Raw genomic sequence first — 15,992 nt, forward strand, 5'->3', positions numbered from 1 at the left:
GGAGGGAACCTGAATGGACAAGCATACAAAGAAAACTCCCTCTCTGTTCCGGTATCCGGTGCTGGTGGCCTTCGGGCTGTTCTTTATCGGGCTGTTCGTGCTGGATATGGCCACGCCCGACCGCGCGTACAGTGAACTGGAAAACACCACCCTGACCCAGCGGCCTAGGCTGACCGCCGTTTCCGCCGACGGGCTGAACAACTACTTCACCAGCTACACCCGATACGTCAAGGATCAGGTGTTTGGCCGCGACCAGTGGATCAGCCTGCAGAGCGCGGCGGAGACCACCCTCTTCCAAAAGACCCAGAGCGGCGGCATCCTGCTGGGCCGGGAGCACATGATGTTCGCCCGGCATTACAGCATCCTGAAAAATGAGGAAAAGGGGATGGCCAAGAACCTTGCCGCCGTCCAGAGCCTTGCCCAGCGCTACCCGGGCAGGGTGAACCTCATGCTGGTGCCGTCGGCCTCGGTGGTCTACCCTGAGAATGTCCCGGCGGGGGCACCTCAGATCGATGAGAAGGGCATTCTGGAAGGCGTTGCCGCACAGGGGGAGGCCTACGGGCGGTTCATTGATGTCCTGCCCGCCCTGACGGAGCACAAAGAGGAATACCTCTACTACCGCACCGACCACCACTGGACAACGCTGGGGGCCTACTACGCCTACCAGCAGTTCTGTGAGATGCTGGGCCTGACCCCCTTTGACCGGAATGCCCATACGGCCGAGACCTGTGAGGATTTCTACGGCACCCACTACTCCAAGGCCCGCGCCTGGAATGCCGAACCCGACACCATTACCTGGTACGACCTGCAGAACAACCTGACGGTCTGGAACGTCACCGGCCCGGGCCAGCCCACCGAGGGCACCACCACCGGCCTGTACGATCTGGACAAGCTGGAGGTGTATGATAAGTACGCCATGTTCCTGCACGGCAACAACGGCCTGAGCCGGGTGGAGGGTGACGGCGAGGGAAAGCTCCTGGTCATCAAGGATAGCTATGCCAACAGCTTTGTGCCCTACCTGACAGCCAACTATGCGGCCATCGACGTGGTGGATTTCCGCAACTATAACTATGGGCTGGACCAGCTGATTGCGGCCAACGACTACGACCAGATCCTTGTGCTGTACAGCTATGCCAGCTTTACCACCGATCCGTATCTCTACCGCGCGGGCGTGGCAGGCTGAGTGGGAAATTATTGCAGTGCTTTTCACCAAACTTTCGTTTGTTTTTTCATGCGACTTTCCGATTTTTGATGGTTTTTCACAAAATCCATTGCATGAAACTGTGTGATGTAGTAATATAAGGCTGGAAACCAGATGGTAAATTGGGAAAGAACACCATCGGTTCAAGCTGCTCAAAAAAGGAGTATGAGACCTATGAACAAGAACATGAATCTGCCTGCTGAATACGCAGTGCTTTCCGAAGAAGAGATGACCTATACCCAGGGCGGTTCCGATATTGGCGGATTTGCATCCACTGCCGCTACGGTCGTGGGTGCTGTGGTGCTGGGTGCCAGCTATATCTGGGGCATTTCCGCTTCCAAGGACTGGCTGAACAAGAAGAGCAACCGTGAGGGCAACCTCTTCACCGTTCTGGGCCGTGCCGCAGATGCTATCGGCGAGGATATGTCCAAGTCCGCAGCCAACTTTGTCCGGGATGCCGTTTCCAGCACCATGGTGGTGGCTCTGGCTCCCCTGAGCGCTGTTCTGCTGATCCTGTAAGCCGGGAAAGTGGGATACCGGGTCTGTTTTCTGTAACCTGCGGTGTACGATGCACCGTGCAATAAATGCTTTTGTAAAGGAGTATTATTATGGAAAAGAAGCTCATGCTGCCCGCGAACTACAACGTGATGAACGAAGAAGAAATGACCTATACCAGCGGCGGCGACGGTTTTACCGCTCCGTTTGCTGTGGGTTGGACGATTGGCGCAGTCATTTCTGTTGCAAACCTGATCTGGGGTCTGGATCAGACCCGTACCTGGATCAAGAACAACAAGAAGAACGGCGAGAATATCACCGATCTGGCAGCAAAGGGCATCAATGCCGCTGCCGATTACATGGGTAAGTCCATCGGCAATGCGATCGTTGGCGTTTACACCGCTCTGAACCTGACCGGCTGGTGGCCTGTTACCGCGATCGCCTGGGTCACGGCCTGATCGCTCTGACCAGACAGCCCGGAGAACTCCAAAGAATAACACAGGGCGGCGGCTCTCCCCAAGTGGGCGGGCCGCCGCCTTTTTTGTTCACAGATTGTTTCTGGAAAAATCCTGTCGTTTGGGGTATACTAGAGCCATAAGTAAGAATCACTCCTTCTTTTGAGGGAACTGACCGCCCCCGCAGAGGGTGCGGATAAAAAATGGAGGGAACCAATATGGCTGTTGTTACCATTACCAAAGAAAATTTTGAAGCCGAGGTGCTGCACAGCACAAAGCCTGTTTTGCTGGACTTTTGGGCCACCTGGTGCGGCCCCTGCCGGATGCTGAGCCCCATCGTGGACGAGGTGGCCGAGGAGCGCACCGATGTCAAGGTGGGCAAGGTCAATGTGGATGAACAGCCCGAGCTGGCCTCCCAGTTCGGCGTGATGAGCATCCCCACCCTGCTGGTGTTCCGCGACGGTAAGCTTGTGAATCAGGCTGTGGGTGCCCGCCCCAAGGCCGGTGTGCTGGCTCTGCTGGGCTAAAAGAAAAAAATCAAGCTGTATGGCCGCTGCCTGTTTTCCAATGGGCGGCGGCCTTTTTGCACTTGACAATATGGTATATCTGCCATATACTGAAAGGGGAAGAGTGTAGGGAGGATTTTGAAATGGGATCGTTCGTGGTGGAATTTTATGAAACAAGAGATGGCCAGCGCCCTGCGGAAGATTTTTTGGATGAACTGGATATCAAAATGCGGAGCAAGCTGGTAATGACCCTGAAGGTTTTACAGGAACAGGGAAACCGTCTGAGGGAGCCATACAGCAAGCATCTGGATGATGGGATTTTTGAGATCCGCGGAAAAGTTGGAACGGATATTTCGCGGGTCATGTATTTCTTCTATTATGGGGGAAGGATCATTTTGACGAACGGCTTTATCAAAAAGACCCAGAAAACACCCAAGAGTGAAATTGAACGGGCAAAACAGTATCGGAAAGATTTTTTGGAAAGAGAGGGTGAATCAGATGAAAACACTGGATCTGTATTTGAATGAACAGCTGAAAAATGAGGAGTTCCGCAAGGAGTGGGAAGAGAACCAGCCGGAAATGGATATCATCCGGGCGATGGCAGATGCACGCATTTCTCAGAACCTGACCCAGAAGGAGCTGGCCGAACGCACCGGCATCAATCAGGCGGATATCAGCAAGCTGGAAAATGGAACACGCAACCCATCTTTGAAGCTGCTGAAGCGTCTGGCAGACGGAATGGGAATGGACCTGAAGCTTGTGTTCACACCCAAAGAGCCGCAGAATCTGAAGCTTGCAAAATAAGAAAGATGCCGGGCCAGTTTCCAATGCAGGAGACTGGCCCGGCCTTTTTGCATCCCCGGTTTTCGCTCTCCATCATCTGTTTTGGCGCTGGGGTGAAATGATTTCGCCTTTCTGTACAAACGCACAGAAAAACGGTAAGATAGGGCTGAAAAGCTGTCACTTTCATACTTTACAACTTTATCTTGATAAAGTAAAATAAACAAAAGAAGTGGGAAATACGCAGAGAGGGAACGAGGAGATCGAGATGGAATTCAGTCTGGACAGTTTGCAGCCCAAGGAGCGGGCCTCCTTTGCGCTGCGGGCGCTGTATGAGGCGGCGGGCTGCCGCAAATATCACATGGGCCGCTTTGAGGAGTACGGGCTTTATCAGGAGAACCGGAGCTTTTTGTCCTCAGAGCAGGTCATCACCTTCACCGACCTGGATGGCCGTCTGCTGGCGCTCAAGCCGGACGTGACCCTGTCTATCGCCAAGACGGCCCAGCCCGCCCCCGGCGAGACCCTGCGGTATTACTACCATGAGAACGTCTACCGCCCCTCGGCAGAGAGCCACACCTTCCAGGAGATCTCCCAGATGGGCCTTGAGATGCTGGGCGCGGTGGGGGAGGCACAGGTGCAGCAGGCGGTCCGGCTGGCAGCGCAGAGCTTGGCCCAGCTGGGGGCCGCGTGGGTGCTGGAAGTCAGCCACATGGGCTATCTGTTCGGCCTGTTCGACGCACTGGGCGTGCCGGAGAATGCCTGCCCCGGCCTGCTGGAAAAGCTGCGGGAAAAGAATGCGCACGAGCTGCGCCGCGCCGCGCAGGCCGCCGGGCTGGATGCCGCCGGGGCCGATGCCCTGACCGGCCTGCTGGAGCTTTCCGGCAGCTGCGAGGAAACGCTGACAAAGGCAGAGAGTGCCTGCCGCAACGACCGGATGCGCGCTGCCGCCGCTGAGCTGCGGACACTGGCCAAAACGCTGGAGGCCTCCGGCGGGGCGGTCCGCCTTGACCTGAGCCTTGCCGGTGAGATGGAATACTACAACGGGCTGGTCTTTCAGGGCTATCTGCAGGGCCTGCCGCGGCCCCTGCTCAAGGGCGGCCGCTACGACCTGCTGATGCAGAAGTTCACCCCCGGGGCCGGGGCCATCGGCTTTGCGGTCTATCTGGACGAGCTGGACCGCCTGAGCGCCCCCACCCCGCCGGTGCAGAGGAACAGCGCGGGCCGGGTCATGCTGAATGTGGCCCTGCCCAAGGGCCGTCTGGGCGACAGGATGTATGACCTGCTGGCCCGCATCGGCTACGGCTGCACCGAGGACTATAACGCCACCCGAAAGCTGGTGGTGGAGAACCCTGCAGCGGGCATCCGGTACTTCCTTGTTAAGCCCAGCGATGTGGCCATCTACGTTGAGCACGGCGCGGCAGATGTGGGCATCGTGGGCAAGGATATCCTCACCGAAGCCTCTGCCGATGTCTACGAGCTGCTGGATACCGGCCTTGGCAGGTGCCGGATGTGCGTGGCTGCCCCGGCGGATTACAAGGATGACCCCAGCCGCCCGGTGCGGGTGGCGACCAAATTCGTCAACATTGCAAAGAGCTACTATGCGTCCATCGGGCGGGATATCGATATCATCAAGCTGAATGGCTCCATTGAGCTGGCCCCCATTCTGGGCCTTTCCGATGTCATTGTGGATATCGTGGAGACCGGCACCACCCTGCGGGAGAACGGTCTGCGGGTGGTCACCGAGTTCATGCCCATCTCGGCCCGGTTCATTGCCAATAAGGCCAGCTACCAGTTCAAGCACAACGAGATGGATGCCATGCTGGAAGCGCTGCGCAAGACCTTGCAGGAGGAAACAAAATGATCAAGCTGTATAATTTTGATGAGCTCAGGCCCGAGGAGATCCTGAACCGGGACATCCGCGCGGAGAAAAACGTGGAGGATGTGGTGGACGGCATCATTGCCGAGGTCCGCGCCCGGGGCGATGAGGCGCTGAAGGAGTACGCACTGAAATTTGACGGGGCAAAGATCGACGACCTGCAGGTGACGCAGGCGGAGATCGATGAGGCCTTTGCCAATATGGACCCCTATTTCCTTGAGACCCTGCGAGAGGCTGCCGCCAACATTGAGAGCTTCCACCGCCAGCAGGCGCACAAGAACTTTGTGATCAACGAGAAGCCCGGCATCGTGCTGGGCCAGAAATATACCCCCATTGAAAAGGCGGGCGTGTATGTGCCCGGCGGCACGGCGGCCTATCCCTCCACCGTGCTGATGGATGTCATCCCGGCCAAGGTCGCGGGCGTGTCGGAGATCGTGATGACCACCCCCGCCGGAAAGGACGGCAGGGTGAATCCGGTCATCCTTGCCGCCGCTGCCACCGCCGGTGTGACCAAGATCTTCAAGACCGGCGGTGCACAGGCCGTGGCCGCGCTGGCCTACGGCACCCAGACCATCCCGGCGGTGGACAAGATCGTCGGTCCCGGCAACATCTACGTTGCCACCGCCAAGCGGAAGGTGTTCGGCAAGGTGGGCATTGATATGATCGCCGGCCCCAGCGAGATCCTGGTGCTGGCCGACGGCGGCTGCAACCCCGCCTGGGTGGCGGCAGACCTGCTGAGCCAGGCCGAGCACGACAAGCTGGCCAGCCCTGTTCTTGTCACCGACAGTCCGGCGCTGGCCAGGGCCGTGCAGGCAGAGCTGGAGGTGCAGATCCCCCAGCTGCCCCGTGCCGCCATTGCCCGCGCCAGCGTGGACGACAACGGGAAGATCATCGTCTGCACCGACCTGCACAAGGCCATTGAGGCCTGCAACATCATTGCGCCGGAGCATCTGGAGGTCTGCGTGGAGGATCCCTTCGGGGTGCTGAACGAGATCAAAAACGCGGGCAGCATCTTCCTGGGCCGCAATGTGCCCGAGGCCCTGGGCGATTACTTTGCAGGCCCCAACCACACCCTGCCCACCAGCGGCACGGCCCGCTTCTCCAGCCCGCTGGGTGTGGACGACTTTGTGAAGAAGTCCAGCTTCCTCTACTACACCCGCGAGGCGCTGGGGGAGGTGGCACCCCGCATTGCCGATTTTGCCGAGCGTGAGGGCCTGCACGCCCATGCGAAGAGTGTGACGATAAGATATGAAGAGGACTAAAGGCGGCTCGCCCTCTCCGTCATTGCTTTGCAATGCCACCTCTCCCAAAGGGAGAGGCTTTGGCAATTTCCCGCAAGGTTACGGAAAACCGCCAGAGGCTCCCCCTTTGGGGGAGCTGGCGCGAAGCGCCTGAGAGGGCGAGGACGCTGACAGTGAGGAAATTGCTATGAGTAAATATCTCTCTCCGAAACTTGAAACAGTCACCCCCTACACCCCAGGGGAGCAGCCGCAGGACCAGCAATACATCAAGCTGAACACCAACGAAAGCCCCTATCTGCCCAGCCCGGCGGTGGTGGCGGCGGTGAGCGAGCATGAGGTGGAGAAGCTCCGTCTCTACTCCGACCCCGCCTGCACCGACCTGCTGAAAACGGCGGCGGTGCACTTTGGCCTGCAGCCGGATCAGATCATGCCCGGCAACGGCAGTGACGAGAACCTCTTTTTCGCCCTGCGGGCCTTCTGTGACGAGACCCACCCGCTGGCCTATGCCGACATCACCTACGGCTGTTACAGCGTCTGGTGCGGGCTGATGCATATCCCCAGCCATATCATTCCGCTGAAGGAGGATTTCACCCTTGATCCCGCCGATTACTACAGCCTGAATGAGACCATCGTCATCGCAAACCCCAACGCCCCCACCGGCTTGGCCCTGCCCCGCAGTGCCATCGAGGGCATCCTGAAAGCGAACCCGGACAATGTGGTCATTGTGGATGAGGCCTATGTGGACTTTGGTGGCGAGAGCTGCGTGCCGCTCATTGACCGGTACGACAACCTGCTGGTGGTGCAGACCTTCTCGAAATCCCGCCAGCTGGCCGGTGCGCGGCTGGGCCTTGCCATGGGCAGCGCCAGCCTCATTGCGGACCTGAACCGGGTCAAGTTCAGCCTGAACCCCTATAACATCAACCGCCTGACCTTGAAAGCAGGGCAGGCCGCGCTGGAAGATACCGTTTATTTTGAAAAGACCCGTGCCGCCATCGTGGACACCCGGGCCTGGACAAAACAGCAGCTGGAAGCCCGGGGCTTTGCGGTGCTGGACAGCCGCTCCAACTTCCTGTTTGCCTCTACCCAAGAGAAAAACGGCGGCGAATTGTACCGGAAGTTGAAGAAAAAAGGCGTTCTGGTGCGCCACTTTGATGCCCCGCGCATTGAAAACTGGCTGCGCATCACGATCGGCACGCCGGAGCAGATGCAGATCTTCCGGAACACCCTTGACAAAATAATGGAGGAATGACCCATGCGGGAAGTGACACTGGAACGCAACACCAACGAGACCCAGATCGAGCTGACCCTGAATCTGGACGGTGCGGGACGCTATGAGGTGGACACCGGCTGTGGGTTCCTGAACCACATGCTGGAGCTGTTTGCCCGCCATGGCCGGTTTGACCTGGTGCTCACCTGCCACGGGGATGTGGAGGTGGATTACCACCACACGGCGGAGGATATCGGCATTGCACTGGGGCAGGCCTTTGCCCGGGCGCTGGGCGAGATGCGGGGCATCCAGCGGTATGGCAGCTTCTACCTGCCCATGGATGAGGCGCTGGTGCTCTGCGCGGTAGACCTTTCGGGCCGGTGCACCCTGAACTGGGATGTCCACTGCAAGACCGAAAAGGTGGGCGATTTCGATGTGGAATGCGCCTCGGAGTTCTGGCTGGGCTTTGCCCGCAATGTGCCCGCTACGCTCCACTTTGTACAATTTGCAGGGGAAAATACCCACCACATTCTCGAAGCCTGCTTCAAGGGTGCGGGCCGCGCGCTGGCTGCGGCAGTCGCCATTGATGCCGCCCACCGGGACGAGATCCCCTCCACGAAAGGACTGCTGGTATGATCGCGATCATTGATTATGGCGTGGGCAACCTGTTCAGCCTGCGCTCCAGCCTGACGCATCTGGGGCTGGAGGCCGTTGTGACCGCCGATGCACAGACCATCCGCAAGGCCGACCGGCTCATCCTGCCGGGGGTGGGGGCCTTTGGCGATGCCATGGACAAGCTCTCGGCCACCGGTCTGGTGCCGGTCATCCGGGAGCAGGCGGCGCAAAAGCCCCTGCTGGGCATCTGCCTGGGAATGCAGCTGCTCTTTGAAAAAAGCTATGAGTACGGCGAGCATGCAGGCCTGGGCTTTGTCAAAGGCGAGGTCTGCCCGCTGGAGCCTGACCTGAAAGACAAAACCCTCAAGGTACCGCAGATCGGCTGGAACGCCCTGCACATCGTACGGGATGACCCGCTTTTCCGATACATCCGTGAGGGTGAGTATGTCTATTACGTCCACAGCTACTACGGCAAAAATTGTACCGGGAGTACACTTGCTGTCAGCGATTACTCCATCCCCGTGACCGGCGTGGTCAGGGCGGGCAGGGTGTACGGCACCCAGTTCCACCCCGAAAAGAGCGGGGAGACGGGGCTGCGGATCTTGAAGGCGTTTGCAGAATTGTAAACTGGCTCGCCCTCTCCGTCATCACTTGCGTGATGCCACCTCACCCAAAGGGCGAGGCCTTGGCAGTACGGTAAACTTTCCGGTTTTGCCAAAGGCTCTCCCTTTGGGAGAGCTGCTGAGCGCAGCGAAGCTGAGAGGGTAAGGCCGCTAAAGGAGAAACTATGAATCTATTCCCAGCCATTGACCTGCGAGGCGGCAAAGTTGTCCGCCTGACGCAGGGAGATTACGACCGTATGACTGTTTACGGAGATGACCCCTGCGCACAAGCCCGGCAGTTTGTGGAGGCCGGGGCCAGGTATCTCCACGTTGTGGATCTGGACGGCGCAAAGGACGGCACCCTTTCCAACTACAAATCCATTGCCGCGCTGGCAAAGCAGGGCGGCTTGTACATTGAGGTGGGCGGCGGCATCCGCACGGAGGAGCGCATTGAAAAATACCTTTCTCTGGGCGTGAATCGCTGCATCCTGGGCAGTGTGGCCGTGACGGATTTTGATTTCACGGCCCGGATGCTGAAACGCTACGGCGAGCGGATCGCCGTGGGGGTGGATGCCAGAGAGGGTTATGTTGCCATCCATGGGTGGAAGGAGGTCAGCGCCGAAAAGGGCGTGGACTTCTGCAGGCGGCTGGCAGATGCCGGATGCACGGCCATCATCTACACCGACATTGCCTGTGATGGTGCCATGAAGGGCACGAATCTGGCGCTGTACCGCCAGCTGGCGGCAGAGGTGCCGGGCGTGGCCTTCACGGCCAGCGGCGGCATCTCGTCGGAGGCCGAGCTGCTGGAACTGAAAAAGATGGGCACCGCTGCCGCGATCCTGGGCAAGAGCCTGTATACCGGGGCGCTGGATCTGAAACGTTGTGTAGAACTGGTGCAGAATTAAACGGAGGGGAACGAAAATGATCACAAAACGCATCATTCCCTGTCTGGATGTCCGGAATGGCCGGGTGGTCAAGGGCACAAATTTTGAGGGCATCCGGGACGTGGCCGACCCGGTGGAGTTGGCCCGGATGTACAACGCCGCCGGTGCCGACGAGCTGGTGTTCTACGATATCACCGCCAGCTTTGAGGGCCGCGCTCTGTTCACCGATATTCTGACCCGGGTGGCAAGCGAGATCTTCATCCCGCTGACCGTAGGCGGCGGCATCAACACGCTGGAGGATTTTGACCGGGTGCTGAAATGCGGTGCCGATAAGGTCAGCGTCAACTCGGGCGCTCTGCGGGACCCCGGCCTCATCCCGGCGGCGGCCCAGAAATACGGCGATCAGTGCGTGGTGCTCTCGGCGGACGTGAAGCGGGTGAACGGCCAGTTCCGGGTGTTCGCCAAGGGCGGGCGCGAGGATACCGGCCGGGACGCGCTGGACTGGATCAGCTGGTGCGCGGCGCATGGTGCGGGGGAGATCTGCCTGAACAGCATTGACACCGATGGTGTCCGCACTGGCTTCGATCTCGAGATGCTGGACGCGGTCGCTGCCCGGGTGAACGTACCTATCATCGCCAGCGGCGGCGCGGGCAGAAAGGAAGATTTCCTTGAGCTGTTCCACCACAAGGGCATCGACGCGGGCCTTGCGGCGGGCATTTTCCACCAGAAACTGCTGACCATCCACGACCTGAAAACCTATCTGAATGAAAATGGTGTCGAAATGCGGCTGTAAGCTCTTGCGTTTCGGGCAACTTTAGGATAAACTGTAAGTATCCCCTTTGGGGAGGGAGTATTGACCATGGAACTGAAATTTGATGAAAAGGGCCTCATTCCTGCCATCGTGCAGGATCACTACACCAAAGAGGTGCTCACCCTTGCCTACATGAACGCCGAGACGCTGGCACTGACCATTGCCGAGGGGCGTACGGTGTTCTGGAGCCGGAGCCGTCAGGAGATCTGGCGCAAGGGCGATACCAGCGGCAATGTCCAGCATGTGGTGTCCATCACCGCCGACTGCGACAAGGACGCACTGGTGGTGGAGGTGGTCAAGGATGGCCCTGCCTGCCATACCGGTGCCGAGAGCTGCTTCTTCAACGAAGTGTATGTCTCGCCGGAGCTCAAGCAGTTCAGCTGGCAGGGGCTTTACGAACTCATCCAGGGCCGCAGGGATCATCCCCAGGAAGGCAGCTACACCACCTACCTGTTCGAGAAGGGCAAGGAGAAGATCCTGAAAAAGGTGGGCGAGGAGTGCACCGAGGTCATCATTGCGGGAGAAAAAGAGGACAAGGCCGAGACCATCTATGAGATCAGCGACCTGGCATACCATGTGCTGGTGCTGATGGTGCAGGCGGGCATCACGGTGGAAGAGATCACCCGTGAGCTGGAAAAACGACACGTCATTGACCACAAGGTCAAACAGGAAAGGATGCAGTGATTTAGTTATGGCAGATTATAGGAAGTCCAGTGTTCATTGCCACTCGACGATGTGCGATGGCAGAAATACCTTGCAGGAAATGGCCAGTGCCGCCTGTGCACAGGGCCTGACGACCCTGGGCTTCTCCGGCCATAGCTATACGCAGCGGGACCGCGAGTACTGCATGAGCCCCAGCCGCACCGCCCAGTACAAGGCCACCATTGCAAAGCTCAAGGCAGAATATAAGGGCAAGGTGGACATCCTCTGCGGCATCGAGTGGGACAGCCTGAGCGAGGACAAGCCCGAGAACTACGATTACTGGATCGGTGCGGCCCATCACCTGTACGGCAAGAACACCGGCAAGTACTACGAGATCGACTTCCGCCCGCAGGATCTGCACGACTGCATCTTTGATGATTTCGACGGTGACCCGCTGGCGGCTGTGGAGGCTTACTTTGCGGAGGTGGAGAAGGTTGCCGCCAAGGGACCGGACATTCTGGCCCACATCGACCTCATCAAGAAGCTGAACGGCGAGGGTGAGTTCTTTGATGAAGAGGCTCCCCGCTACCGGGCCGCTGCCCTCAAGGCCCTGAGCGCAGCCAAAGAGCACAACTGCCTGCTGGAAGTGAACACCGGCGGCGTTTATCGCGGCTACCGCAAGGACTTCTACCCCAGTGCATGGATGCTGGAGGAGTGGAACAAGATGGGCGGCAAGGTCATCATCACTTCCGACTCCCACGATGTTTCCAGCCTGACCTTCGGCTTTGAGGAAGCTGCCGCCGCCATCAAGGCAGCCGGTTTCACCAGCGTGGAGGTGCTGACCGGCCACGGCTTTGAGACCCAGGAGCTGTAAAAGAAAAATAAAGCACAACCCTCTCCGTTTTTGCTGTGCAATGCCGGGGAGGGTTGTTTTCCGTAAACTGTGAGGAACCTTATGACCCAAACTGCGAAAAAATCCCCTTTCAGCATGAATGTGGACCTGATGCACGGGCCCATTTTCAAAAACCTGCTGCTGTTCATGCTGCCCATCTTCATCTCCAGCCTGTTCCAGCAGCTCTATAACACCGTGGACACCATGATCGTGGGCAATGTGCTGGGCGATACCGCCCTTGCCGCCATTGGCTCCTGCGGCTCGATCTACGAGCTTCTGGTCGGTTTTGGCCTCGGTATCGGCAACGGCCTTGCAATCGTTGCAGCACGCTCCTACGGGGCGCAGGATCACGATCTGCTCAAAAAGACCGTGGCAGGCTCACTGGTCATCGGTCTGGTGGCTTCCCTCTGCATTACGCTGGCGGGTGTGCTGGGCCTGCACCCGCTGCTCCTCATGCTGGACACCCCGGCGGAGATTCTGGACGATGCGTACCGCTACATCCTGACCATCGATCTGGGCGTGCTGGTCATGTTCGCCTATAACCTCTGCGCGGGCCTGCTGCGCGCCATTGGCAACAGCGTGATGCCGCTGGTGTTCCTGCTCATCTCCTCGGGCCTGAATGTGGTGCTGGATCTCCTGTTCATTGCAAGAATGGGCATGGGGGTGCAGGGGGCGGCTGTGGCAACGGTCATCTCGCAGGGCGTTTCGGTGGTGCTCTGTATCCTGTACATCTTCCTCAGAGTGAAGATCCTGCTTCCGGAAAAACAGCATTTCAGGGTGGGCAGCCACCTTTACTGGGAGCTGTTCAGCCAGAGCATCTCCATGGGCCTGATGAGCAGCATCGTCTCGGCGGGCTCGGTGGTGCTGCAGTACGGCATCAATGGGCTGGGTACGCTGGTCATCGCCGGTCACACCGCCGCCCGGAAGCTGTTCTCCTTTACCACCATGCCGGTCATGGCCATGGCATCGGCATGCTCCACGTTTGTTTCCCAGAACCGCGGCGCAAACCAGCCGGAGCGTGTCCGCAAGGGCATGAAGGAGATCGCCCTGTACAGCGTGGCAGTGGCCGTGCTGGCGATTCTTCTGATGCAGCTGGGCGCGGAGTGGATGGTGCGGCTCATCTCCGGCTCCAGCGAGTCTGTGGTGCTGGAAAACGGCGCACGGTATCTGCTCTGGAACGCGCCCTTCTACTCGGTGCTGGGTGTTCTGCTGGCCACCCGCTACGCCCTGCAGAGCCTGGGGCAGAAGGTCCTGCCCCTCTTCTCCAGTGTCATCGAGCTGGTGGGCAAGGTGGTATTCGTGCTCTTCTTCATCCCGAAGTTTGCCTATAACGCCGTCATCCTCTGTGAGCCCATCATCTGGTGCTTCATGGCGGCGTACCTCGTGCTGGTCTACCTGCACGACCCGTTTGTGTTCCCGAAAAAAGCAGAATAAGAAAAAGACCCGGCTGCCGATGACAGCCGGGTCTTTGTGTCTGCAGGAAGTGGATGAAACGGATCGGGCAAGGGGGCTTACAGCGCCGAATAGCCGAAGCTGTTGACCAGTGCATCAATATGCTGGCCCGCCTTGCACATGGGGCACTCGCGGGAATCGAAGCTGGCGTAATCGGGCAGGTTGGAGGGGTCAAAAATAGAGGTGACCGGGATGCCCAGGCACTCGGTGGCGGTGGCGAAGATGGCGCTCAGGCCTGCCACAGTGCCGCCGTAGTAGTTGATCGCCTCGATCGCAGCCTGCACGGTGTAGCCGGTGGTGATGGAAGCAGCCAGGATCAGCACGTGCTTGCCCTTGACCATGGGGGCCAGATTGTCGCGCAGGATGATCTGGCTGCCGGTGGTGTACTCCGGGGTGATGACATAGATGGTCTGGTGGGCGTTCATGTTGGCAAAGCCGTCCTTGGTCAGCTCGTTGGCAAGGCAGGTGCCGATGACCTGTGTGCCGTCCAGGCAGAGGACAGTATCCACGATGGTGTTGTGCTGGTAGGCAGCCACCAGCTCTTTTGCCACGGCCTTTGCCTCGGAAAGGCGGGACTTCTGGGTGGTGACATCGATATAGTAATTGATGTGGCTGTGGCTGGTTGCGAAATGGCCCTTTGCCACACGCAGGAACAGATTGCTCTTGTTGGTGGGAAGCTTTACCATGTTGATCATAACTGCAACACTCCTGTTCTGTCAAACTACGGCCCATTGGCCTTTTTCAGGCGGAAACACAAACAGCGCGGCGGCCCCTGCCGCTGCGCTCCCCTTCTTTTCCATGAACCTATGGTATCAGAAAATGCAGGTGTGCACAAGATACAGAATTGCCGAAAATTTGAAGAAAAATTGAGATACTTTGCCAGTGCAACGGCGCAAAAAAGCCGCCCGGCTTTCCCGGACGGCTTGGAATGTACGTTGGGGAGATTACTTGGTGGTGGTAGAACCGGAGCTGGCGCTTGCGGCACGAGCCAGAACCCAGTTCATGGAATACTCGGCATACTGCAGGTCGGGGCAGTAGGTAAAGACCAGCTTTTCGCCCTCATCCAGAGAGGCATTGAGCGTGATGTTGCCCTTATTGATAGCGCTGTTTGCCAGGTTGGTGTCCAGCAGGGAAGCATCGATCAAAAGCTCGTTGCTGGTTCCACCAACATACTTTGCCTTCTGCTTGCCGTCCTTACCGTAGACGATCGCCTTGAAATTGCTGGGCTGGATGGGCAGGTTGTTGGTGCGGCCAACGGTGATCTGGAAGGGGAAGGTAATGGAATTGCCGGTCAGGTCAATATCCTTGTACTTCTTGGCATTGTCATCGTAGGTGCCCAGAACGGCATTGATCTGCAGAACAGTAATGGAACCGGCACCATCGCAGTACAGGTTCTTGGTATCGGTCTGATCGCAGCCGGAGAAGAGGCTGGCACCCGCAACGGCCACAGCTGCAACAGCGGAGTATTTCAGGAAAGAGCGGCGAGAAAATGCTAACGACATAATCGTTCCTCCTTATAATGTGCAAAGCGCACGAAAATGCCAAAAGGCTCTGCCTATACAATAGGCGAAACGGGGGCGAATGTCAATGGTTTTCACAAATATTTTGTGAAATTTTCCCACCGCCGCCGTGCAAATCATACGAAATTTCGTCCTGCTTGATCAAGCTTTGGTCAGGTCAGAGGCGTTGATGGTAAAGTTCAGAGTCTTGCCGGAAACAAAGGTCGGGGTGTAGGTCACACCGATCTGCTGCCAGGTGGTGGGCACCATGCAGACCAGCTCAATGTAGCCTGCACCCTGCGGGGGAATGGCAGAGGCCGTGGTAAAGCTCTCGGTGGTGCTGTCGTACAGCTGGACATAAGCGCCGCCCTCGGCTGCCTGACCGTCGCAGGTGAAGGAGAAGTCGGTGGTGGAAGCGGACAGAGCGTGGAAGTAACCGGCAGTGTTGGCTGCGATCTGCTCCGGGGTATCCAGAGGATAGGCCTCGCCGATCTCCTGAATGTTCTGTGCGCCGATGGCAAAGGTGTCGCGGCTGGAACGGTTTGCAGAGGTGATCAGCATGGCAATGTACTCATAGCCCTCGGCATCGGGGGCACTTGCCAGAGTAAAGACGCTGGTCAGCTGGACCGCCAGATTGTTCCAGTTGCTGATCTTATCGCCGACCTTGACCTCGATGGAAGAGTTATCGCCGGCCTGGCAGCCGCCCAGCACAGCAGCAGCGCCCAGAGCAGCGGCAGAAGCACCGGTGACCTTGAGGAAGGTGCGGCGGGAAATCTTGTTCGACATAAAGCTTGCCTCCTTAATCAATGGCAGAAATCTTTTTCTTCGCTGATT

At 58.3% G+C, this 15,992-nt stretch carries 19 protein-coding genes; 16 read left to right on the forward strand and 3 right to left on the reverse strand.

All coding sequences use genetic code 11. From position 1 onward, the window contains the following. Positions 1-13: 13 nt before the first annotated feature. The 16 genes from ACKXGA_RS11665 (at position 14) to ACKXGA_RS11740 (ending at position 13,641) form a co-directional block, all read left to right on the forward strand. On the forward strand, positions 14-1,183 hold the full coding sequence (locus ACKXGA_RS11665) for a DHHW family protein (RefSeq protein WP_423729547.1): 1,170 nt from the start codon (positions 14-16) through the stop codon (positions 1,181-1,183). Positions 1,184-1,375: 192 nt separating this feature from the next. Next, the gene (locus ACKXGA_RS11670) at positions 1,376-1,720 is read left to right on the forward strand and encodes a hypothetical protein (protein ID WP_423729548.1); all 345 of its coding nucleotides are present in this window, start codon (positions 1,376-1,378) and stop codon (positions 1,718-1,720) included. An 89-nt stretch (positions 1,721-1,809) separates the two neighbouring features. Next, positions 1,810-2,154 carry a hypothetical protein gene (locus ACKXGA_RS11675; protein WP_005929673.1) on the forward strand — a complete coding sequence of 115 codons (345 nt, stop codon included), beginning with the start codon at positions 1,810-1,812 and terminating at the stop codon, positions 2,152-2,154. Positions 2,155-2,369: 215 nt separating this feature from the next. Next, positions 2,370-2,678 carry a thioredoxin gene (trxA, locus tag ACKXGA_RS11680; protein ID WP_035393488.1) on the forward strand — a complete coding sequence of 103 codons (309 nt, stop codon included), beginning with the start codon at positions 2,370-2,372 and terminating at the stop codon, positions 2,676-2,678. Positions 2,679-2,800: 122 nt separating this feature from the next. Further along, the gene (locus ACKXGA_RS11685) at positions 2,801-3,184 is read left to right on the forward strand and encodes a type II toxin-antitoxin system RelE/ParE family toxin (protein WP_423729549.1); all 384 of its coding nucleotides are present in this window, start codon (positions 2,801-2,803) and stop codon (positions 3,182-3,184) included. Beyond that, positions 3,156-3,461 carry a helix-turn-helix domain-containing protein gene (locus tag ACKXGA_RS11690; RefSeq protein WP_035393348.1) on the forward strand — a complete coding sequence of 102 codons (306 nt, stop codon included), beginning with the start codon at positions 3,156-3,158 and terminating at the stop codon, positions 3,459-3,461. The genes ACKXGA_RS11685 and ACKXGA_RS11690 overlap by 29 nt, the downstream gene beginning before the upstream one ends. Positions 3,462-3,705: 244 nt before the next feature. Then, the gene (gene hisG / locus ACKXGA_RS11695) at positions 3,706-5,298 is read left to right on the forward strand and encodes an ATP phosphoribosyltransferase (protein WP_423729550.1); all 1,593 of its coding nucleotides are present in this window, start codon (positions 3,706-3,708) and stop codon (positions 5,296-5,298) included. Then, positions 5,295-6,575, forward strand: coding sequence for a histidinol dehydrogenase (gene hisD, locus ACKXGA_RS11700; RefSeq protein ID WP_423729551.1), 1,281 nt, complete (start codon positions 5,295-5,297; stop codon positions 6,573-6,575). Before hisG ends, hisD begins: the two co-directional genes overlap by 4 nt. Before the next feature lie 166 nt (positions 6,576-6,741). After that, entirely contained in the window at positions 6,742-7,803 is a 1,062-nt protein-coding gene (hisC, locus tag ACKXGA_RS11705; RefSeq protein ID WP_423729552.1) for a histidinol-phosphate transaminase, read from the forward strand. 3 nt (positions 7,804-7,806) lie between these two features. Further along, entirely contained in the window at positions 7,807-8,397 is a 591-nt protein-coding gene (gene hisB, locus ACKXGA_RS11710; protein WP_097770089.1) for an imidazoleglycerol-phosphate dehydratase HisB, read from the forward strand. Continuing rightward, positions 8,394-9,002 (forward strand): imidazole glycerol phosphate synthase subunit HisH, encoded by a 609-nt coding sequence (gene hisH / locus ACKXGA_RS11715; RefSeq protein ID WP_423729553.1) that lies wholly within the window; start codon positions 8,394-8,396, stop codon positions 9,000-9,002. Before hisB ends, hisH begins: the two co-directional genes overlap by 4 nt. Positions 9,003-9,163: 161 nt before the next feature. Then, on the forward strand, positions 9,164-9,883 hold the full coding sequence (gene hisA, locus ACKXGA_RS11720) for a 1-(5-phosphoribosyl)-5-[(5-phosphoribosylamino)methylideneamino]imidazole-4-carboxamide isomerase (RefSeq protein WP_117535631.1): 720 nt from the start codon (positions 9,164-9,166) through the stop codon (positions 9,881-9,883). A 16-nt stretch (positions 9,884-9,899) separates the two neighbouring features. After that, complete coding sequence (hisF, locus tag ACKXGA_RS11725) at positions 9,900-10,655, forward strand: imidazole glycerol phosphate synthase subunit HisF (RefSeq protein ID WP_423729554.1); 756 nt, start codon at positions 9,900-9,902, stop codon at positions 10,653-10,655. A gap of 66 nt (positions 10,656-10,721) precedes the next feature. Further along, on the forward strand, positions 10,722-11,357 hold the full coding sequence (hisIE, locus tag ACKXGA_RS11730) for a bifunctional phosphoribosyl-AMP cyclohydrolase/phosphoribosyl-ATP diphosphatase HisIE (protein ID WP_005929638.1): 636 nt from the start codon (positions 10,722-10,724) through the stop codon (positions 11,355-11,357). Positions 11,358-11,364: 7 nt separating this feature from the next. After that, positions 11,365-12,189: a histidinol-phosphatase HisJ family protein gene (locus tag ACKXGA_RS11735; RefSeq protein ID WP_117476402.1), complete on the forward strand. Its 825-nt coding sequence runs from the start codon at positions 11,365-11,367 to the stop codon at positions 12,187-12,189. Between the two features lie 81 nt (positions 12,190-12,270). Then, on the forward strand, positions 12,271-13,641 hold the full coding sequence (locus tag ACKXGA_RS11740) for an MATE family efflux transporter (RefSeq protein ID WP_423729555.1): 1,371 nt from the start codon (positions 12,271-12,273) through the stop codon (positions 13,639-13,641). A gap of 77 nt (positions 13,642-13,718) precedes the next feature. Here the strand turns inward: ACKXGA_RS11740 and ACKXGA_RS11745 are convergent, their stop codons facing one another. From ACKXGA_RS11745 to ACKXGA_RS11755, 3 genes are all read right to left on the reverse strand, one after another. After that, entirely contained in the window at positions 13,719-14,354 is a 636-nt protein-coding gene (locus ACKXGA_RS11745) for a hypothetical protein (protein ID WP_005929631.1), read from the reverse strand. A 249-nt stretch (positions 14,355-14,603) separates the two neighbouring features. Further along, complete coding sequence (locus ACKXGA_RS11750; RefSeq protein WP_423729556.1) at positions 14,604-15,161, reverse strand: twin-arginine translocation signal domain-containing protein; 558 nt, start codon at positions 15,159-15,161, stop codon at positions 14,604-14,606. Positions 15,162-15,320: 159 nt separating this feature from the next. Then, the gene (locus ACKXGA_RS11755; protein ID WP_035393344.1) at positions 15,321-15,944 is read right to left on the reverse strand and encodes a twin-arginine translocation signal domain-containing protein; all 624 of its coding nucleotides are present in this window, start codon (positions 15,942-15,944) and stop codon (positions 15,321-15,323) included. Positions 15,945-15,992: the final 48 nt, after the last annotated feature.

This window comes from Faecalibacterium hominis (ex Afrizal et al. 2022) (assembly GCF_049545105.1).
Lineage (GTDB): Bacteria > Bacillota > Clostridia > Oscillospirales > Ruminococcaceae > Faecalibacterium > Faecalibacterium duncaniae.

Bases quoted from the DNA above. Each gene is read 5' to 3' on its own strand.
- ACKXGA_RS11665 (WP_423729547.1), top strand. From the start codon at position 14: ATGGACAAGCATACAAAGAAAACTCCCTCTCTGTTCCGGTATCCGGTG.
- ACKXGA_RS11670 (WP_423729548.1), top strand. From the start codon at position 1,376: ATGAACAAGAACATGAATCTGCCTGCTGAATACGCAGTGCTTTCCGAA.
- ACKXGA_RS11675 (WP_005929673.1), top strand. From the start codon at position 1,810: ATGGAAAAGAAGCTCATGCTGCCCGCGAACTACAACGTGATGAACGAA.
- trxA (WP_035393488.1), top strand. From the start codon at position 2,370: ATGGCTGTTGTTACCATTACCAAAGAAAATTTTGAAGCCGAGGTGCTG.
- ACKXGA_RS11685 (WP_423729549.1), top strand. From the start codon at position 2,801: ATGGGATCGTTCGTGGTGGAATTTTATGAAACAAGAGATGGCCAGCGC.
- ACKXGA_RS11690 (WP_035393348.1), top strand. From the start codon at position 3,156: ATGAAAACACTGGATCTGTATTTGAATGAACAGCTGAAAAATGAGGAG.
- hisG (WP_423729550.1), top strand. From the start codon at position 3,706: ATGGAATTCAGTCTGGACAGTTTGCAGCCCAAGGAGCGGGCCTCCTTT.
- hisD (WP_423729551.1), top strand. From the start codon at position 5,295: ATGATCAAGCTGTATAATTTTGATGAGCTCAGGCCCGAGGAGATCCTG.
- hisC (WP_423729552.1), top strand. From the start codon at position 6,742: ATGAGTAAATATCTCTCTCCGAAACTTGAAACAGTCACCCCCTACACC.
- hisB (WP_097770089.1), top strand. From the start codon at position 7,807: ATGCGGGAAGTGACACTGGAACGCAACACCAACGAGACCCAGATCGAG.
- hisH (WP_423729553.1), top strand. From the start codon at position 8,394: ATGATCGCGATCATTGATTATGGCGTGGGCAACCTGTTCAGCCTGCGC.
- hisA (WP_117535631.1), top strand. From the start codon at position 9,164: ATGAATCTATTCCCAGCCATTGACCTGCGAGGCGGCAAAGTTGTCCGC.
- hisF (WP_423729554.1), top strand. From the start codon at position 9,900: ATGATCACAAAACGCATCATTCCCTGTCTGGATGTCCGGAATGGCCGG.
- hisIE (WP_005929638.1), top strand. From the start codon at position 10,722: ATGGAACTGAAATTTGATGAAAAGGGCCTCATTCCTGCCATCGTGCAG.
- ACKXGA_RS11735 (WP_117476402.1), top strand. From the start codon at position 11,365: ATGGCAGATTATAGGAAGTCCAGTGTTCATTGCCACTCGACGATGTGC.
- ACKXGA_RS11740 (WP_423729555.1), top strand. From the start codon at position 12,271: ATGACCCAAACTGCGAAAAAATCCCCTTTCAGCATGAATGTGGACCTG.
- ACKXGA_RS11745 (WP_005929631.1), bottom strand. From the start codon at position 14,354: ATGATCAACATGGTAAAGCTTCCCACCAACAAGAGCAATCTGTTCCTG.
- ACKXGA_RS11750 (WP_423729556.1), bottom strand. From the start codon at position 15,161: ATGTCGTTAGCATTTTCTCGCCGCTCTTTCCTGAAATACTCCGCTGTT.
- ACKXGA_RS11755 (WP_035393344.1), bottom strand. From the start codon at position 15,944: ATGTCGAACAAGATTTCCCGCCGCACCTTCCTCAAGGTCACCGGTGCT.